The 16689-nt window shown below is 56.9% G+C and carries 19 protein-coding genes; 8 read left to right on the plus strand and 11 right to left on the minus strand.

From position 1 onward, the window contains the following. Positions 1-236 precede the first annotated feature (236 nt). Genes BKN05_RS10440 through BKN05_RS10450 form a run of 3 tightly spaced genes read left to right on the plus strand, consistent with a single transcriptional unit; the run spans position 237 to position 2679 of the window. The gene (locus tag BKN05_RS10440; RefSeq protein WP_284844080.1) at positions 237-860 is read left to right on the plus strand and encodes a TetR/AcrR family transcriptional regulator; all 624 of its coding nucleotides are present in this window, start codon (positions 237-239) and stop codon (positions 858-860) included. Beyond that, positions 854-2422: an MDR family MFS transporter gene (locus tag BKN05_RS10445; protein ID WP_286688590.1), complete on the plus strand. Its 1569-nt coding sequence runs from the start codon at positions 854-856 to the stop codon at positions 2420-2422. The genes BKN05_RS10440 and BKN05_RS10445 overlap by 7 nt, the downstream gene beginning before the upstream one ends. Further along, entirely contained in the window at positions 2422-2679 is a 258-nt protein-coding gene (locus BKN05_RS10450; RefSeq protein WP_286688591.1) for a DUF2316 family protein, read from the plus strand. The genes BKN05_RS10445 and BKN05_RS10450 overlap by 1 nt, the downstream gene beginning before the upstream one ends. A gap of 69 nt (positions 2680-2748) precedes the next feature. Here BKN05_RS10450 and BKN05_RS10455 read toward each other — a convergent pair whose 3' ends face one another. The 4 genes from BKN05_RS10455 to BKN05_RS10470 all read right to left on the minus strand — a co-directional run bounded on the left by BKN05_RS10455 (position 2749) and on the right by BKN05_RS10470 (position 6368). After that, positions 2749-3318, minus strand: coding sequence for a GNAT family N-acetyltransferase (locus BKN05_RS10455; RefSeq protein ID WP_286688592.1), 570 nt, complete (start codon positions 3316-3318; stop codon positions 2749-2751). Positions 3319-3396: 78 nt separating this feature from the next. After that, positions 3397-4761: an RNA 5'-3' helicase PhoH2 gene (gene phoH2, locus BKN05_RS10460; protein WP_286688593.1), complete on the minus strand. Its 1365-nt coding sequence runs from the start codon at positions 4759-4761 to the stop codon at positions 3397-3399. Between the two features lie 184 nt (positions 4762-4945). Then, positions 4946-5548: an LGFP repeat-containing protein gene (locus tag BKN05_RS10465; protein WP_286688594.1), complete on the minus strand. Its 603-nt coding sequence runs from the start codon at positions 5546-5548 to the stop codon at positions 4946-4948. A 145-nt stretch (positions 5549-5693) separates the two neighbouring features. Beyond that, positions 5694-6368 carry a LysR family transcriptional regulator substrate-binding protein gene (locus tag BKN05_RS10470; protein WP_286688595.1) on the minus strand — a complete coding sequence of 225 codons (675 nt, stop codon included), beginning with the start codon at positions 6366-6368 and terminating at the stop codon, positions 5694-5696. Positions 6369-6439: 71 nt separating this feature from the next. Here BKN05_RS10470 and BKN05_RS10475 point away from each other — a divergent pair, with 71 nt between their 5' ends. After that, complete coding sequence (locus BKN05_RS10475) at positions 6440-6769, plus strand: DUF5997 family protein (RefSeq protein ID WP_239235582.1); 330 nt, start codon at positions 6440-6442, stop codon at positions 6767-6769. On the opposite strand, the gene glyA is transcribed toward BKN05_RS10475, so the two are convergent. Beyond that, positions 6766-8049, minus strand: a complete 1284-nt coding sequence (gene glyA / locus BKN05_RS10480; protein WP_286688596.1) for a serine hydroxymethyltransferase — start codon at positions 8047-8049, stop codon at positions 6766-6768. The two genes, BKN05_RS10475 and glyA, sit on opposite strands and share 4 nt — an antisense overlap. A gap of 118 nt (positions 8050-8167) precedes the next feature. Between glyA and coaA the strand changes: the two genes are divergently transcribed. Beyond that, positions 8168-9094: a type I pantothenate kinase gene (gene coaA / locus BKN05_RS10485; protein WP_286688597.1), complete on the plus strand. Its 927-nt coding sequence runs from the start codon at positions 8168-8170 to the stop codon at positions 9092-9094. A 3-nt stretch (positions 9095-9097) separates the two neighbouring features. Here coaA and BKN05_RS10490 read toward each other — a convergent pair whose 3' ends face one another. From BKN05_RS10490 to mca, 3 genes are read right to left on the minus strand one after another with little or no spacing between them, the layout of a single operon-like run. Beyond that, positions 9098-9874 carry an isoprenyl transferase gene (locus tag BKN05_RS10490; RefSeq protein ID WP_049378454.1) on the minus strand — a complete coding sequence of 259 codons (777 nt, stop codon included), beginning with the start codon at positions 9872-9874 and terminating at the stop codon, positions 9098-9100. A 12-nt stretch (positions 9875-9886) separates the two neighbouring features. Further along, on the minus strand, positions 9887-10198 hold the full coding sequence (locus tag BKN05_RS10495; RefSeq protein WP_005323610.1) for a hypothetical protein: 312 nt from the start codon (positions 10196-10198) through the stop codon (positions 9887-9889). A 3-nt stretch (positions 10199-10201) separates the two neighbouring features. Continuing rightward, positions 10202-11092 (minus strand): mycothiol conjugate amidase Mca, encoded by an 891-nt coding sequence (mca, locus tag BKN05_RS10500; protein WP_286688598.1) that lies wholly within the window; start codon positions 11090-11092, stop codon positions 10202-10204. A gap of 95 nt (positions 11093-11187) precedes the next feature. Here mca and BKN05_RS10505 point away from each other — a divergent pair, with 95 nt between their 5' ends. The 3 genes from BKN05_RS10505 to BKN05_RS10515 all read left to right on the plus strand — a co-directional run bounded on the left by BKN05_RS10505 (position 11188) and on the right by BKN05_RS10515 (position 12620). Then, positions 11188-11658, plus strand: a complete 471-nt coding sequence (locus tag BKN05_RS10505) for a DUF4307 domain-containing protein (RefSeq protein ID WP_239274463.1) — start codon at positions 11188-11190, stop codon at positions 11656-11658. A gap of 120 nt (positions 11659-11778) precedes the next feature. Continuing rightward, a complete protein-coding gene (gene greA / locus BKN05_RS10510; protein WP_005323614.1) occupies positions 11779-12300 on the plus strand; it encodes a transcription elongation factor GreA in 522 nt (173 codons plus the stop codon). A gap of 41 nt (positions 12301-12341) precedes the next feature. Next, entirely contained in the window at positions 12342-12620 is a 279-nt protein-coding gene (locus BKN05_RS10515) for a thiamine biosynthesis protein X (protein ID WP_286688599.1), read from the plus strand. A gap of 43 nt (positions 12621-12663) precedes the next feature. On the opposite strand, the gene BKN05_RS10520 is transcribed toward BKN05_RS10515, so the two are convergent. The 3 genes from BKN05_RS10520 to BKN05_RS10530 all read right to left on the minus strand — a co-directional run bounded on the left by BKN05_RS10520 (position 12664) and on the right by BKN05_RS10530 (position 16386). Continuing rightward, on the minus strand, positions 12664-14571 hold the full coding sequence (locus BKN05_RS10520) for a hypothetical protein (protein WP_316082916.1): 1908 nt from the start codon (positions 14569-14571) through the stop codon (positions 12664-12666). Beyond that, a complete protein-coding gene (locus tag BKN05_RS10525; RefSeq protein WP_286688600.1) occupies positions 14532-15251 on the minus strand; it encodes a DUF3558 family protein in 720 nt (239 codons plus the stop codon). Before BKN05_RS10525 ends, BKN05_RS10520 begins: the two co-directional genes overlap by 40 nt. A gap of 364 nt (positions 15252-15615) precedes the next feature. Next, the gene (locus BKN05_RS10530; protein WP_286688601.1) at positions 15616-16386 is read right to left on the minus strand and encodes a Bax inhibitor-1/YccA family protein; all 771 of its coding nucleotides are present in this window, start codon (positions 16384-16386) and stop codon (positions 15616-15618) included. Between the last annotated feature and the right edge of the window lie 303 nt (positions 16387-16689).

Genomic DNA, 16689 nt, shown 5'->3' on the forward strand with positions numbered 1-16689 from the left:
ATACCGAAGCCAGCGACTAGTTCCACTGTCTTTTCAGACGGAGGGAACGGAAATAAACATAACCCGCCCAATCGGGTGGACAGACCATGAATCTTCGGCACCCTGAGGTGGAACTGCTAACAACGTAATGGGCGTCGGCAAGCGCTATGGCATAGCACACATTAGGGGAAACGCACCTCTAAAATCACCACTTTTGCACTTGGTGCAAGTTTGCACCGAGTGTAAAGTTGCATGGCGTGCAAGAAGAATTATCCCTACGCGAGCAGAAGCGCCTCGAGACGCGCCTGCGCATTGAGGATGCCGCCACAAAGCTGGTGGATGAACAATCCTTTAGCGCGGTCACGATTGAGAGGATTTGCGAAGTAGCCGGTATTTCTCGGCGCACCTTCTTCAATTATTTCGACTCCAAAGAATCCGCCGTACTAGGTGCTCCAAGCACCGAGTTTACGGAGGAGATGCGGGAGTTCTTCCTCACTGAGCCAACGACCAGCATGGTAGGACTCGTCCTCCAGTTGGTCAGGCAACACATGGAAAGCCACCACATCAACCCGACCATCCGGGACCGCCGCAAACGCATCTCGAATGATCCGGATGCGGCCGCGGCGGCAATAAGCCGGAAGCGGGCAAAATCCATTGAGCTTATCGATCTCATTGAAGAACGCCTCACCACAGAACCGGAGCTTCGCGTCCTCGATAACTGCCCCGCAAGTACCGAGGCGATGCTCATCGCCGGCCTCGTCCGCGAGGCACTTTGGCTCGCGATGGCATCCCCCGATGCGGATTGCAGCAAGGACCTCCACGCGCGACTCGATACTTCCCTCACGCTAATAACAGATTTTATGAAAGGAATGCGATGGTAGATACGGCTAATAAGGCCCCCTCGCAGGGCCAATCCCGAGCCAATAACCTCGGGCTTATCTTCTCGGCTTTGATGCTCACCATGCTGATGAGCTCTTTGGGCCAAATGATCTTCTCTTCTGCTCTTCCAACCATCGTTGGTGAGCTCGGCGGCGTCGACCACATGAGCTGGGTCATCTCCGCCTTCCTTGTCACCATGACCATCGCCATGCCTATTTCCGGCAAGCTGGGTGACATGCTGGGCCGCAAGTGGCTCTACATTGGTGGTATCGCCATCTTCGTCGTGGGCTCTACCCTCGGCGGCTTTGCCAACTCCATGACGCTGCTGATCATCGCCCGCGCTGTCCAGGGCTTTGGCGCAGGTTTTATGATGATTTCCTCCCAGTCCATCATCGCGGAGGTCACCTCCTCCCGTGAGCGCGGCAAGTTCATGGGCATCATGGGCGGCGTCTTCGGCCTGTCCTCGGTTCTCGGCCCCGTCCTCGGCGGCTGGTTCACCGACGGCCCAGGCTGGCGCTGGGGCATGTGGATGAATATCCCGCTGGGCATCCTCGCTATCATCGTGTGCACCCTCGTGCTGCACCTGCGCGTGGGTGATGCCGATATGAAGCGCTTTGACTGGCTTGGTGCCACCTTCATCGCCATCACCACCGCTTCCCTTATCCTCATGACCACCTGGGGCGGCACCGAATACGAGTGGGGCTCTTCCATGATCCTCACCTTGGGTGCCATCACCATCATCGGCACCATCATCACCATCCTGGTGGAGCTGCGCGCCAAGGAACCGCTCATTCCAGTTCGCCTATTCAAGAACCGCAATATGGCCCTGACCACCCTCTCCGGCGTAGTACTTGGCCTGGCAATGTTCGGCGTTCTGGGCTACATGCCAACCTATCTGCAGATGGTGCACACCCTGACCCCAACCAAGGCGGGTCTCATGATGATCCCGATGATGGTGGGCCTTATCGGTACCTCCACTGGCGTAGGCTTTATCATCGCCCGGACCGGTCACTACAAGGTCTACCCCATCATCGGCCTGGCAATTACTGCTGGTGCATTGTTCTGGATGTCTCACCTAACCGTGGAGACTTCCCTGAAGCAGCTTGGCTGCGAGTTCCTGGTCTTCGGCATCGGCTTGGGCATGGTTATCCAGGTCCTCGTGCTCATCGTCCAAAACTCCTTCCCACTGTCCCAGGTGGGTACAGCTACCGCGGCGAATAACTTCTTCCGCCAGATCGGTTCTGCACTGGGTGCTTCCCTGGTTGGCTCCATGTTCATCCACAATATGAAGGATGAGATGGCTACCCGCATGCCGGAGGCTTTCCAGAAGATGGGCCCGGAGGGTGCCGCCTATGCAGAGAAGTTCGGCGATGCTGACGGCGGTGCCAATAGCCTCACCCCGGATTTGGTTGCCTCCTTCCCTCAGCCCATCGAGGAAGCAATCCTCAACTCCTATAATGACGGCCTGACCCCGGTCATCGCCCTGATGGTTCCGCTAGTTATCGTCGCCCTCGTCCTCCTCCTACCGCTGCGCGAGGAGCGACTGAAGGAAACGATTGACTAATGGTTCTTTCCCCTGCTGAAGTACAGGCGACATGCCGAGAGCTGCAAGCCCTGCGTGATGCGCTCCCGCTTGCCGACGCCCCCATAGAGTCCGCTCTCGGCTATGCCCCCGGCGGCCTTCAGGCGGCGTTGGATATTCAAGCCGGTCCCATCGAGGTGCGGCGTACAAGGGACTATCTAGTTTCCCTAGCCCGCGCGCACGGCACCCCGATCCCGCGCTTTAGCTGGTTTCACTCCTGGGACGTTCCTGCAGTGTAGCGCCCAAAATTCCCCTGCCATCGTTACCACGAGTGTGGTACGAGCAGGGGCTTAAATGCGCTGGGGAAACTACCGCTTCTTTTCCTCCGGTTTGGGCAAAAGCAACTCATATACGTCGGTATCGCGCCACTGGCCCGCAAGCTCGCCGTAGGTCATCTTCGCCATATGCGAGTAGGTGCCCACCTTCACGAAGCCGCGCGATTTATGCAGCCCCGCAGAACCTGAATTTTCGGGGAAAATCCATGAGTGGATGGCCCACTTGTGCAGGTCCTGACACACCTCAATCAGACGATCCAGAAGTGCGCCGCCGATGCCGCGGCCCTGTGCCTCGGCACCTAGGTAGATGGAATCCTCCACCACTCCGTGAAAGACGGTGCGGGTAGATACCGGCGCCGCGGAAACCCACCCCAGGACCTTAGAATCATCATCTGCTTCAACGGCCACATGCACCGAAGGCATGATCTTGCCGGCTTTGAATTCCTCAAAGGTCAGGGATCGGGTCTCATAGGTAGCGTGCCCAGTATTGAGTCCCTGTTCATAGATCTCTCGCATCTGCGGGTAATCCGCCGCGGTAAAGGGGCGGATGCGGAAATCTTTCTTCTTGTCGTCCGAAGACGTCTGCTTAGCGTTCTCGCTCATATACAACATTATTACTGGGCCATGCCCAGCTTCGCCACGCTGTACACATAAAGATCGCCAAACGCGAACGAACTTGGCCTAGTTGCCGCCTTCCAACAGGTCAGTAACGAGCTCCGCAATGGCAGAGCGCTCGGAACGCTGCAGCGTAATATGCGCAAAAAGCTCATGTCCCTTGAGCTTTTCAATCACTGCCTGCACTCCGTCGTGCCGGCCCACGCGCAGGTTATCGCGCTGTGCCACATCGTGAGTAAGAACTACTCGCGAGCCCTTCCCCAACCGAGAAAGCACAGTAAGCAAGACGTTTCGCTCCAAGGACTGCGCCTCATCCACGATGACAAAAGCATCATGCAGCGAGCGCCCGCGAATATGCGTCAGCGGCAAGACTTCGATAAGGCCACGCTCGTGTACCTCTTCCATGACATTGTCAGACACCAAGCCCTCCAAGGTGTCATAGACCGCCTGCGCCCACGGGTTCATCTTGTCCGATTCAGTGCCCGGTAGGTATCCCAGCGACTGCCCGCCAACCGCATACATCGGGCGAAAGACCACAATGCGCCGGTGCTCCCCGCGCTCAAGCACCGCCTCCAAACCGGCGCACAGCGCAAGTGCCGACTTGCCGGTGCCGGCGCGGCCACCGATGGAGACAATTCCCACGTTTGGGTCCATCAGCAAATCCAAAGCGATACGCTGCTCTGCGGAGCGTCCCTGAAGGCCAAAGGCATTGATATCACCACGTACGAGCTCGACCACGCCATCAGCGCTCATTCGACCCAGCGCGGATTGCGCACCCGCTGCCAAGGTCAAGCCGCAGTGCACCGGCAGTTCCTCCACCGCGGTACCCTTTTCAGTTTCGACGCCGTCTAGCATGACTTCCCCATTACGATAGAGGGCATCGATGACATCCGAGCTGGTTTGCACCGTCGCCATTCCGGTATAGCCGGTCAAGACTACGTCCTGGGCGTGATACTCATCCGCCTGCACGCCTACCGCACCGGCCTTCACACGCAGTGGCACGTCCTTCGTGACGAGCACGGTGTCCTTCCCCTCGTGCGCAAGGTTGAGAGCGCACGCCAAGATGCGGTGGTCGCCCTCGGGCCCGCGGAACGCGGTAGGTAGCAAGGATTGGTCTTGATGGTTCAATTCCACGCGCAGGGTGCCGCCATCCACATTGACGGGAACCGGCTGGTCTAAGGCCTCATAGGTAGCGCGCAGCTCCTCCAAAAAGCGAAGAGCTTGGCGGGCGAACCAGCCAAGCTCCGGGTGATGACGTTTTCCTTCCAGTTCAGAAATAACTACAACGGGAAGGACCACATCGTGTTCTGCAAATTTACGCAGGGCCCAAGGGTCAGAAAGCAAGACCGAGGTATCCACTACATAGGTCTTGGTAGCGACGGTGTTATCAGTAGTGGCAAGCGGAGTAGAAAGTACAGAGGAACGAGACATGATGGCAGGGTTCTCCCTTAGTGTGCGGTAGATCAGACTTCTTCCGAATCACCCCGAATCCCCGGGGTTGCCACCCAAAGTAGGCACCGAAGGTTGAAATTACATGGGTGCAAGATGAACATTAAGAAAACGAAAAATCCCTCCGCAGCAGAAGCTGCAGAGGGAGAAGCTCTAAAAGAGCTATTTACTTCTCTACGGAAGAGGTGAACTTGCCGCTCTCGTCCTGGATCCAAGAGATAACGCCATCGTCGAACTGCTGGGTCCAGCCCTTGCCCTGAGCAGCCTTTTCCTCAGCAGCCTTAGGCAGGCCTACCTCAGAGTCCAGGCCACCCTGCTCCTTCCAGGTTTCAGCAATCTTGCCAACGATAGGCTGAGCGCCCCCATCGTCGTCGAAGGTCAGCAGGTTGCCGTTATCAAAGTTAGCGAGGAACTCATCATCGTCACCCTGCTCGATGCTCTTTACGTCGCCCCACTCAGCCTTCTTCTCTTCAATAGCGGAAGCGAAATCAGCCGGAACCTCTACGTCGCCGTTAGCGGTAGCGATGGACTTGGTAGCGTCATCCTGGTCGTCCGCATCTTCAGAGTCAGATGCTTCTGCACCCTCGGAATCGTCCGCATCATCATCGGAAGTAGCCTCAGCAGCAGCGTCGGTAGCGTCTGCAGCGACGGAGCCGGCAGTGTCCTTGGCGTCGTCAGCTGCATCCTCAGCATCGGAGCAAGCTACGAGAGCAACGGACAGGGTTGCTGCTGCGAAGCCACCTGCGATACGACGGGTCATCTTCTGCATTTCTGCATCATCCTTTCAACGAGAAAGTAAGTTAATTCTAAATTTTTGTTTAATCGTCCTTAATGACGAACGACGCCCACCGTAATGGCACTACCCAGCTAACGCCACCTGCATGGACAGGAAGCGGACAGCAAACAGTAAAGGACTACCTACGTTTGCGCTGCTTAGAGGCCTTCTTTTTCTTTTGTAACGAATTGTTAACGTTTCTCAGCGCCTGCTTCGCCTTCGCCTTTTCCCTGGCGCTGCGCTTCGGCTTCTCCTGCCGCGAAGACCGCGCGGTGCGGCCCTTGGCGACGCCCACGAAGTCCTGAATTGCTTCCCCGTCATCGTCCTTGCGCCACACCAATGCAATCTCCGTTACCGGCACGGACTCGTCTTTGAGGCTCAACGGCACCACCTGCTTTTTGCTCAAGACCTTCAGCAGGGGCCGCGGCGCAATCGCGATGCCTACATTGGCCGCCACTACCTGCAGGGCGTCGCGGACGGCGGGGACATCGACACGACCGGAATCGGCGAGGCGGTAGTTAAGGTGTTCATCGGCGACGTCGGCAAGCGTAAGCTCCTCGCCTACCTCCGCATAGACCGAGTCCTTGGGAACGGCGATGCCAGGGGCCTCCTGATATAGTCGCACCACATGAAAAGTGTCGTCCACCCGCGCATCCGGCAAGCGCGCAAGAGCTAGGTCGACCTCGCCGGCTACCAGCGGGGCGAGCGCATCGTCCGCATCAACGGTGTACAAACCACCATGAGCAGTATTTTCTTCGAATCGGCGAAACCACTTTCCAGGCTCTGTACCGGTGGCAAAAGCTAAGCGCAGCATAGAGGACAGTCTACTGAAAGTGCTACGGTAAAAGCGTGACTGAAGAACAAAAGCAACCATCCGGCACCGCTATGCGTGCCCAAACCGCGGCGAAGAAGCTAGGCATCTACCTGCCCGCCGCGCCGGACGAGTTCCAAAATAGTGCCATTAGCCACGAAGAGCTGCGCGAACTGCAGCACAACCCACCCGAGTGGCTGCAAACCTTGCGCCGCGAAGGCCCCCATCCCCGCCCCGAGGTTGCCCATAAGCTGGGAATCTCTGTTACCGCGCTCAAGAAGAACGATATGGATAAGCCGCTGACCACAGCGGAAATCAATCAGCTCCTCAAAGAGCAGCCGGAATGGCTCCAGCAGGCCCGCGCTACCATGGCGCAGGCCCGTGGCCATGAGGTGAAGGACTAAACCAGCTTCCAGTCCTCTAGGCCCTCATACAGCGGGTAGTGCTCGGCAATCTTGTCCACACGAGCGCGCAGGGCCTCCACATCGGCATTCTTGCCCTGTACCAAAGCGTTGCCGATGATATCTGCGACCTCGGTAAAGGCCTCAGCATCCAAACCACGGGTTGCCAGCGCAGAAGTACCAATGCGCAGGCCAGAGGTGACCATCGGCGGACGCGGGTCATTCGGCACGGCATTGCGGTTAACAGTGATGCCTACTTCATGCAGCAGATCCTCTGCCTGCTGTCCATCCAATTCGGAATTGCGCAGGTCCGCCAAGACCAAGTGCACATCGGTGCCGCCGGTCAGTACGTCCACGCCAGCTGCCTTGGCATCTTCGGCGGTAAGGCGCTCTGCCAGAATACGAGCCCCCTCCAAGGTGCGTTCTTGGCGCTCCTTGAATTCCTCTGTAGCGGCAATCTTCATGGCGATAGCCTTGGCTGCGACCACGTGCATCAGCGGTCCGCCCTGCTGGCCCGGGAAGACGTTAGAATTGATCTTCTTGGCGTAATCCTGCTTGGCCAAAATCATGCCGGAGCGCGGGCCACCCAGGGTCTTATGCACGGTGGTGGACACGATATCCGCGTGAGGCACTGGGCTCGGGTGCAGGCCGGCCGCCACGAGACCAGCAAAGTGAGCCATATCTACCCACAGGTAAGCGCCGACCTCATCAGCAATTTCACGGAAGGCCGCGAAATCCATGGTGCGCGGGTAGGCAGACCAGCCTCCGATAATGACCTTCGGCTTTTCCTTCAGCGCCTGCTCGCGCAGCTTATCCATGTCCACACGCATGGTCTCTGAATCCACCTCGTAGGCAGCGACATCATAAAGCTTGCCAGAGAAGTTCAACTTCATGCCGTGGGTAAGGTGGCCGCCGTGAGCCAGGGACAGGCCCAAAATCTTGTCGCCCGGCTCAGCGATGGTGGAAAGCACCGCTGCGTTCGCTTGCGCACCGGAGTGCGGCTGAACGTTGGCGAATTCCGCACCAAAGAGCCCCTTAGCGCGGCTGCGAGCTAGGTCTTCCACGACGTCGACATGCTCGCAGCCACCGTAGTAGCGGCGCCCCGGGTAGCCCTCGGCGTACTTGTTGGTAAGCACGGAGCCCTGTGCCTGGAGCACGGCGCGCGGCACAAAGTTCTCAGAGGCGATCATTTCCAGGGTTTCGCGCTGGCGGGAAATCTCTCCCTGAATTGCGCCGAATACGTCCGGATCGAGGTCGCGGAGGTCAGAGGTAAAAGAAGCCATAAAGGTGTGGTCCCCTTCTCAAAATCAAGCGGTATGGGATGCTGCATATCTTATCGTGCCATGCTCCCTAAGGGGGCATACTTTTACCCACAGATTATGCAAGTGCAACAATGGAGCCATGGCGCGCACATTGGATTCGAGTCCCTACCTAGATTTTGACCGCGAGACCTGGCGTGAACTGCGTAAATCCATGCCTCAGGTGCTCACGGAAACCGAGGTGGAAAAGCTTCGCGGCCTAGGAGACCGCATCGACTTGGATGAGGTGGCTGATGTCTACCTCCCCCTCTCCCGCCTTATCCATATGCAGGTCATGGCACGCCAGCAGCTCACCACGGCTACCGAGTCCTTCTTAGGCAACCCTCCGACGCACGTTCCCTTTGTCATCGGTGTGGCCGGCTCCGTGGCAGTGGGAAAATCCACCACTGCCCGCCTCCTTCAGGTGCTCCTGCAACGCTGGGACTCCCACCCCAAGGTCGCGCTCGTTACTACCGACGGCTTCCTCTTCCCCACCGAAACCCTCAAGAAACGCGGCCTCATGCAACGCAAGGGATTTCCAGAATCCTATGACCGGCGTGCACTCCTTCGCTTTGTCACGGACGTAAAATCAGGAAAGCCTCTGGTCAAAGCGCCACTTTATTCTCATATCTCCTATGACATTGTGGACGGGGAATACCAGGAAGTAAACCAGCCCGACATCCTTATTCTGGAGGGGCTCAACGTACTGCAGACGAGTCCCACGTTGACCGTGGCGGACCTCTTTGATTTCTCGGTATATGTTGATGCCCGCACCGACGATATCGAGCAGTGGTATATCGACCGCTTCCTTACTCTGCGGCACACCGCTTTCCGCGAGCCCAACGCCCACTTCTCTGCCTTTGCAGACATAAACGATGAGGAAGCCCGCGCTCAAGCTCGCGAAATTTGGCAGTCCATTAACCTGCCGAATTTGGTGGAAAATATCCTGCCCACCCGTGTGCGAGCCTCCCTTGTGCTGAAAAAGGGCTCGCATCACTTGGTGGAGCAAGTACGGATGCGCAAGCTCTAGAGCCTATTTGCCAAAGCGGCGCGAACGTTGGGAGTAATCCCGCAAGGCGCGGAGGAAGTCCACCTTGCGGAATGCTGGCCAGTAAGTATCCGTGAACCAGATCTCGGAGTACGCGGCCTGCCACAGGAGGAAGCCCGACAGGCGTTGTTCACCAGAGGTGCGGATGACCAAATCCGGGTCCGGAAGTCCCTTGGTGTACAGGTGTTCCCCAATGGAATCTGCGGTGACGCGGTCCGCCATCTCCGCTGCGGTAGTTCCTTTCTCTGCTTCCGCACGCACCAAGTTCTGCACGGCGTCCACAATTTCTTGGCGTCCGCCATAGCCCACCGCCACATTGACGATGACCCCGGTATTATCCTTGGTTTCTGCCGCTGCCGTCACCATGCGCTGGCGGATATCATCTGGGAGTAGGTCGAGGTGGCCAACCAAGCGCACCTGACAGCCGACGTCGCTATGGGATAGGTGCGTGACAACGTCCGAGATGATGTCAAAGAGCAGCTCTACTTCCTGCTCGCTGCGCTTCAGGTTCTCTGTGGACAGCAAATAAATGGTGACCACCTCGATATCAGTATCGCGGCACCACGAGATCATCTCTCCGATCTTCTTGGCGCCTTGGCGGTGACCATGGCTGATATCGGTAAACCCAGCCTCACGCGCCCACCGACGATTGCCGTCGGCCATAATGGCTATGTGCTTAGGCTGCGGCTTTCCCTTGATCAGACGCGCCAGACGGGCTTCATAAGCTGGGTAGGCCAGCTGCTTGAGAGAACTCACGCTCATTAGTCTATCCGCCTAGAAAATGGACTTCTTGCGGTTATCGTAAATGCCGGCTTCCTTCATCGCCTTATCCACGGCTTCCTCATCGAATGGATCGATTCCGTGATCCTCCGCAAACATCATGCGGCGGCGAAAGCGTGAGTAACGGCGATGGAAATTCCAACCCGCAAACAGTACCGCAACGCCCATAAGCGCCAGGATCAGCAGGCCAATGGGCGAAGCTTTGCCAAATTCAGGGCCCATTGGGCCACCTTCGGCGCCCTCAGTTCCTTGGGCGAGTACAAATACGTCATGTGCGGCCAGAACGAAAGAGCCATACATACTCATATCTTAGGCCTCCTCTTTCTCTTCGATGCCGGCAAAAAGGTTATTTTCTGGCAGGGAGGTAGAAACACGGGTCTTCGCCAGCTCGAACTCCTCGGTGGGCCAAAGGCGCTGCTGTACCTCCACCGACGTCGCCAAGAAGGCACCCGCCGGATCGATCTGCGTGGCGTGCGCCCGCAAGGCCTCCTCGCGATTGCTGAAATAATCCGCGCATTCCACCTGGGTGGTTACACGCGCCATGATATCGCCAAAAGCGGTGTCCCAACGCGCCAACATTGGCCCATAAGGACTGGTATTACCTTCTTCCAGGAGCAGATCATGGAACATCTTCATGCGCTGATAAACAAAGCCGTGCGAATAGTACAGCTTCAGCGGCTCCCACGGCTTACCCAGCTCTGGGTGGTACTCGGCATCGCCTGCCTTCTCCCACGCGATCATGGAAGCCCGGTGCACCATCAAATGGTCTGGGTGCGGATAACCGCCATTTTCGTCATAGGTGACAATGACGTGTGGTCGAAATTCACGGATAACCTGGACGTATTCCTGCGCGACGGTGTCATCCCCCAGCAACGCGAAACAGCTTTCCGGCAGCAATTCCTCCATAGTCTTGCCTTCAACCGGGTCCGGCAATCCGGAATCAACGTGGCCCAGCCAGCGATGTTGTACGCCCAGTGCCCGCGCAGCGTTAGCCATTTCTTCCCGGCGGACCTCGCCCATCTTTTCCTTGATTCCCGGGCGGTCCATGGCGGGGTTAATCACATCGCCGCGCTCACCACCGGTACAGGTCAGTACCAAAACCTCATTGCCTTCTGCGGCATAGCGCGCGGTGGTGGCAGCACCCTTGGAAGATTCATCGTCTGGGTGCGCGTGGATAGCTAGTAGGCGAAAATCGCTCACTGAAAATCCATCCCCTTATTAATCTAGGTTCTTTGAACAGATGATTATCCTAGTAGATAATTGGAAAACCGTGGTCCTCGACTAGAGTGGAAGCCATGACTTCCGCCGGAAACTCTCGCTCAGCCGCCCGCTACGGCTCCCGCGGCTCCTCTGAAAAGAACTCTGGTAGCTGGACTAATAAGGCGCTGGTGCTCATCTTTGTCGCCATTTTTATCGCGCTTATTTTCTTCGGATTCCGGTATTTCCAGGAAAAGGAGCGGGTGAACGCACAGGTGTCCATCGTGACCCAGGAGGTTTTGAGCGATGATTCCACCCGCGTTTGGGTCGATGTCACCCGCAATCACACCGACGAAGATGCCTACTGCATTGTCCAAGCCTATGACTATTCCAAGTCCGAAGTAGGCCGCCGTGAATTCCCTGTTCCCGCGGGCGGAAACGAAACCCAGCGCATCGCTGTCGACGTCCCAACCAACGCTCGTGCCGTAGCTGGCGGGGCCTATGGTTGTTCCGGCAATATCCCCGAATACTTGGATATGGATAACCCTGACTACGCGGAAAGCCGCTAGCCGCGTGTGCTAGGATTTGTAGCGCCTAGAACTGGGTATATGCCCGGTTCCACTTTTACCTATAGCCCCAGGGATTAGCAGGGGCTTTGACCACAATTCCTATCTACGGAAGGTTGCAGAATGGCTGAGCAGCAAAAGCAGTACATCACCCCAGAAACCAAGGCGAAGCTCGAGGCCGAGCTGCAGGAGCTCATCGACCACCGCCCAGTAGTCGCGGCTGAAATCAACGAGCGCCGTGAGGAAGGCGACCTCAAAGAGAACGCCGGTTACGACGCCGCACGTGAGATGCAGGACCAGGAAGAGGCCCGCATTAAGCAGATTTCTGAGGTTCTTGCGAATGCCACCACCGAGCGCGGTGCTGTTCAGGAGGGCGTTGCCCACACCGGTTCCGTAGTTCACGTTTACTACAACGGTGACAAGGACGATAAGGAGACCTTCCTTATCGGTACCCGCGCCGCTGCTTCCGATAACAAGGACCTAGAAACCTATTCCGAGCAGTCCCCGCTGGGCGCTGCCATCCTTGGCGCACAAGAGGGCGAGACCCGCGAGTACACCGCTCCGAATGGCAAGACCATTTCGGTCACCATCGAGTCCGCAGCGCCGTATGATTCTGCTAAGGCCGCTGCTCCACGCGAGTCCTAAACTTTTAACCACTTACCACTCTGGAGAAAGAGCACATCCCCATGAAGAAGTTCTCCCGTTTCGCTGCCGCTGGCTTGGTCTTCACTGCTGGCCTCTCCCTCGCTGCTTGCCACCCACCGAACCAGCAGGATTCTGATTCCAAGGTAGAAAATGCCTCCACCTTCACCGGTGAGGCCCCGATGCAGAAAGATGCTGAGACCAGCTCTTCCGCACCCGAGACCGTTGTTGAAGAGGAAGCACCTGTAGTCGAGTCCAGTGTTCCAGAAGAGCCAGCGCAGCCGCACTTGAACGGTACCGCCACCGAACTGCCACAGCAGTAATAAGGCTTGAAGGGCCGAGGGATATTCTCGGCCCTTTTTCATGCTATTTTTCTGGGTTCACTTCCCGCACCCAATCCCCGATGACACCGGGCACGACAGCGGGCGGCTCCCCCAAGAGGTCGCGCTTATTCGGGTCCCTTTCGACCTGCGTGGTGACGGACTTTACGCGCTTTTTCTCACTGTCTTTTCCTCCGCGCATCCCCATCATTGGACCATAGGCTCGCGCCCCTCCGGTTGAGCGGCCTGCATTGCCACCGCGCGCTGCCGCGGCACTTTCACTGCCGCCTACGCCGGGCCGCATGCCCGCACCAGCACCGTTTCCTGCACCACTGCCAAGACCAGCGCGCATGCTCGAACCGCCGCCGAGTGCATTGCTATGGCCAGCGCGCACGCCTGAACCGACACCGGCGTAGGGCGCTCCGGCTCCGCGCCCAGGGTGCAGGCCTGACTGCGCTCCTCTTCCGGCGCGCGCCACATCGGCGCCGCCACTTACATTTCCTGCAGCGGATCCAATTCCGCCTCGTAGCGACTGACCGCTGCCTACGCCACGGCCCGCATCCCTGGGCCGTCCGGCTGCAATCATCGGCGCCATCCCAGAATTGGCGGATTGCGCTGTAGTTACCGGCGCCATCGCACCGCTGTTATTAAGCGCGCCTCCATGTGCTCCTGCGGCGACCGGATGCGCTATACCACTAGGAACCTGCCCCATCGCCCCGTTCGGCGAAGCGACACTCGGCACGGACGCCCCTTGGGTGGACACTTCATTCCCACCGATGGCTACTTGGTCTCCCAGACCAAGCCTTTCCAGCGCATTCCTGCCGCTAGTATGCATCTGCTGGTGAAAATCATTAATTTCCTGTGGGCTCATCCCCACCGCTTCCAGCCCGTTTACATTGCCATTGACGACGTCAAAGTTCCCCGGCCCCAAATCACCTCGCGCAATCGCTTCCGCAATCTTCTTTGGCCACACCACGGCATCGGTGGTGTAGCGCTGCCCATCACCATCAACTCCAGCGAGGCCGGCGTCGACGCCGCCGCCTCCCGACGCCGGCGATTGTTCCATCAGAGCGTGCTGGTACGGCATTGCCTCTACCGCGAAGCGCTGCAGGTCAGGTTGCAATGCGGCCAATGCGGCCTTTTCCGCAATTTCGCGCTCGACCGGTTCTGGAATGGCCATCACTTCCATCGCCATGGCCATCGCAGTCGGCTGCATACCCATCAGCTTGGCGTGGAACCCGGTAAGTTTCTCCCCCATGACCTTGGCATTTGCTACAAAGTGGCTTCCCGACGCAGCCACTTCCCTAATCTTGGCCGCCGCCCTAGACGTGGCTTCGCTGTCGTTCTCGCCTTCCAAAGACCCAGCTGCTTCCTGCAACCCGCTAACGATATCGTCGACTTCCGACGCCAACGAGCTCCACCGCGCATTCGCCTCCGACACATTCCAAATCTGCGTCGACATCAGGTCCGTAGCCAGCTTCACAATGTCCGTACCGACATTCACCACCGGCATGGAAAACCCAAATGGGCTGTATCCCGGCTCCGGCTGGTTCATAATCGGCATCGCCTCAATACCGATATCCCCACCTGCATCCGCGATCTCCATTCCCCGACTATTCGCGTCCTCTTGCGCCTGAAACCCTCGGGCTTCCCTGCCCAGGCTATCTTGTAGCCAATCCAACTGTTCCGAAAATGCTTTCAGCGAAGACCGTGCAGAGCCAGGGTCAGTTTCAAGGACTCGTTGGTGAACGGATCCCACATGGTCAATTCCAACAACGGGAGAAAATCCAGCATCAAGAGGCGAATATGTGCGACCTCCAGATAGTGCAATTTCCTCCTTCAGATTTTCCGTTTTCATAGCAGTAGCCATGATGTTGTCCGGTCGCAATTCCATAATTCCCCCGATGATTATTTTTAGTAAAATTTGTTTAGCAATTTTTCGGCCTGCGAACATTTAGCTTCGTAGTCATCGTCAGGTCGTTTCCCAGAATGACTAACTTTTAGAATTCCACGCGAAGTAGAAACGCCGACAGTACAGAACATATCCCCGAACAATTCACTTTCGATCTGCACTATCGGCACACTGTGTCCCCCACCATCAGATAAGGAGGCTATTTGTACTTCTGCGCCATCAAATGCTTGCCTAGAAGTAGTCAATCCAATGACAGCTCCTCCAGTGCCTTCGACACTGTCAAAAGCACAAAAAGAAAACCCCGATTGCTGTCCTGAATCCTCAATCTGTTCACCGAGTCGTAAGGCTCGAAGATGCTCGCGAGGAATCTCCGTACACGGATCAAAAAGCTCGAAGCTCGGGTCTGCCGGATCGAATTCCCCCAGTGGCGGTAGGACGCCGGAAGTGTCTTCCGGCCCCGTGGCGCCGGCCTCCCCCGGTTGGCCGGCGCCGTCCGCATTCTTCCCGCCATTAGTGTGTGCCGTTTCCCCCTGATTGCCTTCCGCGTCATCCCCCGGGTCCCCGTTGGCTCCCCCTGCACCGTCGGTCGAACTAATGCCGCCAAATTCGTCCACCTTGGTGGGTTCCTCCGACGCGCTCCTCGTACCGATGTCTGCAACGCAGCTGCTCAGCATAACGGTGCTGCCGACCATCAACGTTGCTACGGTGACCTGACGCTTCACAACAATCCTTCGCGCACTCACTTCCTGACGAGAGGAACAGGAAAAGTGAAACAGAGAACTTCTCACTTCATATTTCCCGTTCCGGTACACAGCATGCATGAGACACCCAGAATTTTCTACGCAACCGCAAAGGTTAACGGCAATTTAACAAAATTATTTGTCACATATGCCACACCCATCACATCCAAAAGGCGAAATTTCCTGCTCATGAGCTGTATCATCTCTTGGAGTGGTTTGGTAGACCAAATGAAGGTTAAACCCTCACTTTATCCCCCAGCACTACCCCAGAAATTACACGTTTGTAAGCGAATTTTCGGCAACAAAAAGGCCCACACCGAAGTGCGGGCCAATACAAAAGAGTCAGTTAGTCTCGCTGGAAGTAGCTCAGCAGACGGAGAATTTCAGTGTAGAGCCAGACCAAGGTCACAGCGAGGCCGAGAGCAACGCCCCACGCGTTCTTAGCGGGAGCACCAGCGCGGATCATGCGGTCAGCCTGATCAAAGTCGGTCAGGAAGGACAGGGCACCAAGAACGATGCAGACCAGCGAGAAGATGATGGCAATCGGACCACCATCGCGCAACGGGTTGAAATCAAAGAAAATCGCGCCCAAGAAGTTAACAAGCGCCATGACAGCGATGCCAGCGATCAAGCCGAAAAGAATCTTGGTGAACTTCGGAGTCACCTTCACTGCGCCAGTCTTATACACAATCAGCATGCCGATAAAGACACCGATGGTGCCGACAATCGCTTGACCAATGATGGCCATGCCGCCCTCGCCCTGGAAGTTGAGATTGGCGAACATCAAGGAGAAGCCGCCGACAAATAGGCCTTCAAATACGGCATAAATCAGGGTGACTGCAGCAGAACCCCACTTCTTACCAAAAGAGGCAACGAGCACGGTAATGAAGCCACCGATACCACCGACCAGAGTCAAGGCCATGGCGATACCTGGGCTCACTAGCATTCCCAAGGCGAAGTTGATGGCTGCGGCGACAATGATGACGCCAAGGGTTATGCCCGTCTTGGTCACTACATCATCCACGGTCATGGGACGAGTAGATACGTCCGCATAACCAGGATTTTGGCGGCTACTATTTTCGGTCAGAGAACTCATTACCGGATTGCTTGAACGCACGGTTGTCCTTTCTAAGAGAGGTGCAAATTAGCTATCTCACCACATTCAACGAAACACCACCCCATAAAGTTCCACATGCTTACCATTTAGCTAGAAGTTTTGTGTAAAGCTTCCTCATAAATGCTGTGGAGACATGCTGACGCAAAAAGTCTCGAGACGCTTCCAAGAAAGACGTCTCGAGACTTCACATGGTGCCCCAGAGTGTGTCTGGTTCGGAGACATCGTTCCGCATGTCTCATAAGATCGTTCCGGTCTAACCAGCACCAATGTCTCACCACATCGTTCCGGTAGAAGTGCCTGAAG

The sequence above is a fragment of the Corynebacterium sp. S5S1 genome, from assembly GCF_001913985.1.
In the GTDB taxonomy this organism is placed as follows: Bacteria; Actinomycetota; Actinomycetes; order Mycobacteriales; family Mycobacteriaceae; genus Corynebacterium; species Corynebacterium marquesiae.

Coding starts and splice junctions, on each gene's coding strand:
- BKN05_RS10445 (WP_286688590.1), top strand. CDS start 854: ATGGTAGATACGGCTAATAAGGCCCCCTCGCAGGGCCAATCCCGAGCC.
- BKN05_RS10450 (WP_286688591.1), top strand. CDS start 2,422: ATGGTTCTTTCCCCTGCTGAAGTACAGGCGACATGCCGAGAGCTGCAA.
- BKN05_RS10455 (WP_286688592.1), bottom strand. CDS start 3,318: ATGAGCGAGAACGCTAAGCAGACGTCTTCGGACGACAAGAAGAAAGAT.
- phoH2 (WP_286688593.1), bottom strand. CDS start 4,761: ATGTCTCGTTCCTCTGTACTTTCTACTCCGCTTGCCACTACTGATAAC.
- BKN05_RS10465 (WP_286688594.1), bottom strand. CDS start 5,548: ATGCAGAAGATGACCCGTCGTATCGCAGGTGGCTTCGCAGCAGCAACC.
- BKN05_RS10470 (WP_286688595.1), bottom strand. CDS start 6,368: ATGCTGCGCTTAGCTTTTGCCACCGGTACAGAGCCTGGAAAGTGGTTT.
- BKN05_RS10475 (WP_239235582.1), top strand. CDS start 6,440: ATGCGTGCCCAAACCGCGGCGAAGAAGCTAGGCATCTACCTGCCCGCC.
- glyA (WP_286688596.1), bottom strand. CDS start 8,049: ATGGCTTCTTTTACCTCTGACCTCCGCGACCTCGATCCGGACGTATTC.
- coaA (WP_286688597.1), top strand. CDS start 8,168: ATGGCGCGCACATTGGATTCGAGTCCCTACCTAGATTTTGACCGCGAG.
- BKN05_RS10490 (WP_049378454.1), bottom strand. CDS start 9,874: ATGAGCGTGAGTTCTCTCAAGCAGCTGGCCTACCCAGCTTATGAAGCC.
- BKN05_RS10495 (WP_005323610.1), bottom strand. CDS start 10,198: ATGAGTATGTATGGCTCTTTCGTTCTGGCCGCACATGACGTATTTGTA.
- BKN05_RS10505 (WP_239274463.1), top strand. CDS start 11,188: ATGACTTCCGCCGGAAACTCTCGCTCAGCCGCCCGCTACGGCTCCCGC.
- greA (WP_005323614.1), top strand. CDS start 11,779: ATGGCTGAGCAGCAAAAGCAGTACATCACCCCAGAAACCAAGGCGAAG.
- BKN05_RS10515 (WP_286688599.1), top strand. CDS start 12,342: ATGAAGAAGTTCTCCCGTTTCGCTGCCGCTGGCTTGGTCTTCACTGCT.
- BKN05_RS10520 (WP_316082916.1), bottom strand. CDS start 14,571: ATGTTCGCAGGCCGAAAAATTGCTAAACAAATTTTACTAAAAATAATC.